4 protein-coding genes and 1 tRNA gene are annotated in these 5,047 nt (G+C 69.3%); 3 read left to right on the top strand and 2 right to left on the bottom strand.

Features of this window, described 5'->3' with window-relative positions; all coding sequences use genetic code 11:
* Window positions 1-67: 67 nt before the first annotated feature.
* A complete protein-coding gene (locus AB0J68_RS26950; RefSeq protein WP_007466209.1) occupies window positions 68-388 on the bottom strand; it encodes a WhiB family transcriptional regulator in 321 nt (106 codons plus the stop codon).
* A 404-nt stretch (window positions 389-792) separates the two neighbouring features.
* On the opposite strand from AB0J68_RS26950, the gene AB0J68_RS26945 reads away from it, so the two are divergent.
* Entirely contained in the window at window positions 793-3,228 is a 2,436-nt protein-coding gene (locus AB0J68_RS26945; protein WP_363941096.1) for a transglycosylase domain-containing protein, read from the top strand.
* Window positions 3,229-3,305: 77 nt separating this feature from the next.
* Here AB0J68_RS26945 and AB0J68_RS26940 read toward each other — a convergent pair whose 3' ends face one another.
* Complete coding sequence (locus AB0J68_RS26940; protein WP_007466213.1) at window positions 3,306-3,761, bottom strand: GatB/YqeY domain-containing protein; 456 nt, start codon at window positions 3,759-3,761, stop codon at window positions 3,306-3,308.
* A 25-nt stretch (window positions 3,762-3,786) separates the two neighbouring features.
* Between AB0J68_RS26940 and AB0J68_RS26935 the strand changes: the two genes are divergently transcribed.
* Window positions 3,787-4,680, top strand: a complete 894-nt coding sequence (locus tag AB0J68_RS26935) for a metallophosphoesterase (protein WP_363941094.1) — start codon at window positions 3,787-3,789, stop codon at window positions 4,678-4,680.
* A gap of 244 nt (window positions 4,681-4,924) precedes the next feature.
* A tRNA-Pro gene (locus AB0J68_RS26930) sits at window positions 4,925-5,001 on the top strand.
* The last annotated feature ends 46 nt before the right edge of the window (window positions 5,002-5,047 follow it).

The following is a 5,047-nucleotide window of genomic DNA, read 5'->3' as shown; positions in this document are numbered from 1 at the left end:
CGCCGACGTGCACGACGTCGACGGGCTGCGGACGATCGGCGCGGCGGTCGGCCGGTCGTGACCGGCGTCAGGTGGCCGCGCTGACGAGGATCTTGTCCTTGCCAGCCTTGTCCTTGCTGTTCTTCTTCATCGCTGCCTCGAACATCTTGCGCCAGCTCGTCACCTGTGGGTGCCGACGCAGCAACGCCCGGCGTTCGCGTTCGGTCATACCGCCCCACACACCGAACTCGATCCGGTTGTCCAGCGCGTCGGCCAGGCACTCGTACCGAACTGGGCAGCTCCGGCAGATCCGCTTCGCCACGTTCTGTTCGGCGCCCTGTACGAACAACGCGTCCGGGTCCCCGTTCTGACACGCCGCCAGCGACGGCCAGTCAGTGATCATGCCCATGTGTACACGTCCCCCCTTGCAGTACCTACCGACCTCGTTGCACGGCAGCCGGCAATTTCCCCCCGGTCGCCCGGCCGCCTTCCCCAAGGCGGTGCGGACGACATGTGGCGCTGTCGCCGCCATCATCATGCTCTGTAGTCGGCTGATTACGCAACGTTGTCGGCGAAATCCATCATTCCGGACACTCCCGGCTTCCCGGGCTCTCGACCGCCGGTTACCCCGCCGAGGTCGGCGAAAACGCTGCGGAGCCTCCGCCGAACGGTGGAGACTCGCGCCAGGTCACACGCAACCTCGTACGGGGGGTCATGCGTTTAGCACAACGAGGGCAGCGCACGCAGGAAATGGGGAAAGAACGCCCCAGCGCCCCTCGTTCCCTACTCGCGTACCATGCCGAGGTGACCTGGATGCGGAAACGTGACCACAATGTGCTGACCAACGCCGCATCGCTGCTCATATGTGGCCTGTTGGCTGGCGTGGTGGTCGCTGCGGCGGCCTTCCCCGCGGTGGCGATGTCCGGCCTGGCCGCCAAGGCCGGCGCAGAGACATTCGGCAACCTGCCGACGGAGCTGACGGTGGCCCGCGCGCCACAGATCAGCTACCTGCTGGCGTCGGACGGCAAGACGCCGCTGGCGACGATGTACGACGAGAACCGCCGCGACGTGAAGCTCGCCGACATCTCGCCGTACATGGTCAAGGCCATCATCGCGGCCGAGGACCACGACTTCTACAAGCACAACGGCGTCGACATCAACGGTGTCGCCCGCGCGTTCGTCAACAACCAGAGCGACGGCGCCGGGCGTCAGGGCGCCTCGACGCTGACCATGCAGTACGTCCGGCTGGCCATCGCCTACTCGGCCACGCATCCGGCCGACGTGGTCGCCGCGACCGAGGACACCAGCGCCCGCAAGCTGCGTGAGATGCGGCTGGCCCTGCAGGTCGACAAGGAGTTCTCCAAGGACGAGATCCTGACCCGCTACCTCAACCTCGCCTCGTTCGGCAACGGCGCGTACGGCATCTACGCCGCCAGCCAGGTCTACTTCGGCAAACCGCCGAGCAAGCTGAAGATCGAGGAAGCCGCGCTGCTGGCCGGCATGGTGAAGGCCCCGACGACCAACGACCCGACCACCAAGAGCGGCTACCCCCTCGCGCTGGACCGGCGTAACTACGTCATCCAGAACATGGTCGACACCAAGGCCATCACCCAGCAGGAGGCCGACGCCGCCAAGGCGGTCAAGCTGAAGGTGCAGGACAAGCGCACCCCGAACGGCTGCGTCGCCACAAACGTCAACAGCTGGGGCTTCTTCTGCGACTACTTCTACCGCTGGTGGATGCAGCAGGAGACGTTCGGTTCGACCTCGTACGACCGTGAGCGGCGCCTGAAGAGCGGCGGCTACACCGTCGTGACCTCGATCGACGTCCAGGCACAGAAGGGCGCGGACGCGGCGGTTCGCCGGGCCAAGAAGGAGACCAGCAAGGAAGCCGCCATGGTCGCCGTGGTGGAGCCGGGCACCGGGCGGGTGCGGGCGCTCGCGGTCAACCGGCAGTTCAAGCTGGACGATCCGAAGAACCCGAAGAACAAGATCTCCAGCGACCCGGCGAAGAGCAGGCGCGGCATCAAGGGCAACTACCCGGCGACGGTCAACCCGCTGCTCACCGGCGGCGACGGCATCGCCGGCTACCAGGCCGGCTCGACGTTCAAGATCTTCACCATCGTCGCCGCGCTGGAGAAGGGCATCCCGCTCAGTTATTCGTTCAACGCGCCGCAGCAGTTCAAGTCGGAATACATCATCGACAGCAGCAGCCCGGCGGCCTGCCCCGGCACCCACTTCTACTGCCCGACCAACTCCGGCAAGAAGGCCGGCGGCGTGCAGAACATGTGGAGCGCCTTCGCCCAGTCGATCAACACCTACTTCGTGCCGCTGCAGCAGCAGGTCGGCGCCGAGAACGTGGTCGACGTCGCCAAGCGGGCCGGCATCCAGTTCCGGGCCAGCAACGACGCCAAGTTCGCCGCCACCAAGGACTCGGCCCACCAGTGGGGCGCCTTCACCCTGGGCGTCTCCTCCACCACGCCGCTGGACCTGGCCAACGCCTACGCGACCCTCGCGGCGGACGGCAAGTACTGCGAGCCGATCCCGGTGCAGGAGATCCGCGACCCGGAGGGCAAGAAGCTCGACATCGCCAACCCGCGCTGCGAGAAGCGGTTCAGCACCGACGTGGCCCGCGCCGCCGTGGACGCCGCCCGCTGCCCGGTCGGCGACAACTCCAAGACCAGCAAGTGCGGCAGCAGCCGCACCGCCGCGGTCGTGAAGGGCATCGTCGACGCGCCGGTGGCCGGCAAGTCCGGCACCACCGACTCCGAGAAGACCGCCGCCCTGGTCGCGATGACCAAGCAGTACGCGGTGGCCGGCATCATGGCCGACCCGGACTGGCCGCAGACCAACGTCAAGATGAAGCACTCCGAGAAGGACGGCATCAACCCGCCGGTGTACGAGACGCTGCGGGACGCCATGAAGGGCAAGCCGCGGATCAACTTCGAGCCCCCGGGCCAGAAGATCTCCGAGGGTGACCAGCGCAGCATCCCGGACGTGAAGTGCCAGCCGGTGGAGACCGCCAAGTCCCGGATCAAGGGCGCGGGCTTCGAGCCGATCGTCTCCGAGGCGAAGGTCGCGTCCCCCTGCCCGGCGGGCACCGCCGCCGGCACCAACCCGGACGGGCGCACCATCAAGGGCGGCCCCGTCACCATCCAGATCAGCAGCGGTGGCGGCACCCCGCCGGACGGCAACAAGCCGGCACCTCCCGGTGGCACGCCCGGTCGACCCGGCGGCCGCCCGAACGGCTGAGCCGACGAGCAGGACACACGAACGGGCGGGCACCCACTGCGGGTGCCCGCCCGTTTTCGTCGGTCCGAACCGGCAGATCAGAGGCCGAGCTGTCGGCGTACCTCGGCGGCGACCCGACCGCCCTCGGCCTGGCCGGCCACCGCGGCCTGGGCCGCCTTCATGGCCGGGCCCATCTGGGCCTTGCCGGTGAAGCCGCCCGCGGCGAGCGCCCCCGCGACCAGCTCCGTCAGCTCGGCGTCGGAGAGCTGCCTGGGCAGGTAGCGGTCCAGCACCTCACCCTCGGCGGTCTCCTTCGCGGCCTGCTCGGCGCGGCCCGCGTCGGCGAAGGCGGTGGCCGCCTCCCGGCGCTTCTTGGCCTCCTTGGTCAACACCGCGAGCACCTCGTCGTCGGTGAGCTCGCGCTTGGCCTTGCCGGCCACCTCGGCGGTGCCGACGGCGGCCAGGGCCATCCGCAGCGTGGAGGTGGTCAACTCGTCGCGCGCCTTGAGGGCGGAACGCATGTCGGCGGTGAGGCGGTCCTTCAGCGTGCTCATGGACGGTCAAACTACCCTGAACGCCATGCGAAAGCGCACACTATTCCGCCTCGCCGCCGGAACCGCCGCGGTCGGCGCGACCACACTCGCGTACGCGTCGCTCGTCGAGCGCAACATGTTCACCCTCCGGCGGTACGACGTGCCGATGCTGCCGTCCGACGCGGAGCCGCTGCGCGTGCTGCACCTGTCGGACCTGCACATGATGCCCGACCAGGCGCGCAAGCAGCGCTGGGTGGCGTCGCTGGCCGCCCTCGACCCGGACCTGGTCGTGGTGACCGGCGACAACATGGCGCACCCGGGCGCGGTGCCGGGCGTGCTGCGGGCGCTGCAACCGCTGCTCGACTACCCGGGCGCGTTCGTGTTCGGCTCCAACGACTACACCGGGCCGGTGCTGAAGAACCCGTTCACCTACTTCCTGCCCGACCGGGAGTACACCGAGGGCGTCGACCTGCCCTACGAGGAGTTGCGCCAGGTGCTCACCGGCGCCGGCTGGGCGGACCTCAACAACGCCCGGACCACCCTCAAGGCCGGTGGCCGGCAGCTCGACCTGGTCGGCGTGGACGACCCCCACATCGACCGGGACGACTACCCGGCGGTGGCCGGCGCCGTCTCGTCCTCGGCCGACCTGTCCATCGCGCTGACACACTCCCCCGAGCCACGGGTCCTCGACCAGATGGCCGCCGACGGCTTCGGCCTGCTGCTGGCCGGGCACACCCACGGCGGACAGGTCTGCGTCCCGGGGTACGGCGCGCTGGTGACCAACTGCGGCCTGCCCCGCTCGATGGCACGTGGGCTGCACCGGTGGCCGGGGTCGGACTCCTGGCTGCACGTCTCCGCCGGCCTCGGCACCCACCCGACCGCACCGATCCGCTTCGCCTGCCCCCCGGAGGCGAGCATCCTGACCCTCATCCCCCGCTGACCTGTCGTGCCCCGCCTCCCCGGCCGCCCCTGACCACCCGCCCCGCCGTCGCCCCGCCCGCCCCGCCGTCGCCCCAAGATCCGCGCAGTATCGGGGATGTTGCTGCCTCGCCGTGCCGGGAGGCAGCAACATCGGGGAAGTTGTGCGGATCTTGGCGGCTCCGAGCGCGATTCGGCCGGGTCGGGCGGCGGGGGTACCGAGTTTGACCATCGGAGCGGGTGGGCTACTATTTGTCGGCACGCCTCGGGGTGTGGCGCAGCTTGGTAGCGCGCTTCGTTCGGGACGAAGAGGTCGTCGGTTCGAATCCGGCCACCCCGACCAGAGGTAAGAGGGCACATCCGCTCGACGGATGTGCCCTCTGCACATT

The sequence above is a fragment of the Micromonospora sp. NPDC049580 genome (genome assembly GCF_040675595.1).
Classification (GTDB): domain Bacteria; phylum Actinomycetota; class Actinomycetes; order Mycobacteriales; family Micromonosporaceae; genus Micromonospora.
Note: the sequence above shows the minus strand (reverse complement) of the source record. Positions and strands in the feature narration are given on the sequence as shown.

What these genes read in the sequence shown, in the direction of transcription:
- AB0J68_RS26950 (WP_007466209.1), bottom strand. Translation starts at nt 388, where the DNA reads ATGGGCATGATCACTGACTGGCCGTCGCTGGCGGCGTGTCAGAACGGG.
- AB0J68_RS26945 (WP_363941096.1), top strand. Translation starts at nt 793, where the DNA reads ATGCGGAAACGTGACCACAATGTGCTGACCAACGCCGCATCGCTGCTC.
- AB0J68_RS26940 (WP_007466213.1), bottom strand. Translation starts at nt 3,761, where the DNA reads ATGAGCACGCTGAAGGACCGCCTCACCGCCGACATGCGTTCCGCCCTC.
- AB0J68_RS26935 (WP_363941094.1), top strand. Translation starts at nt 3,787, where the DNA reads ATGCGAAAGCGCACACTATTCCGCCTCGCCGCCGGAACCGCCGCGGTC.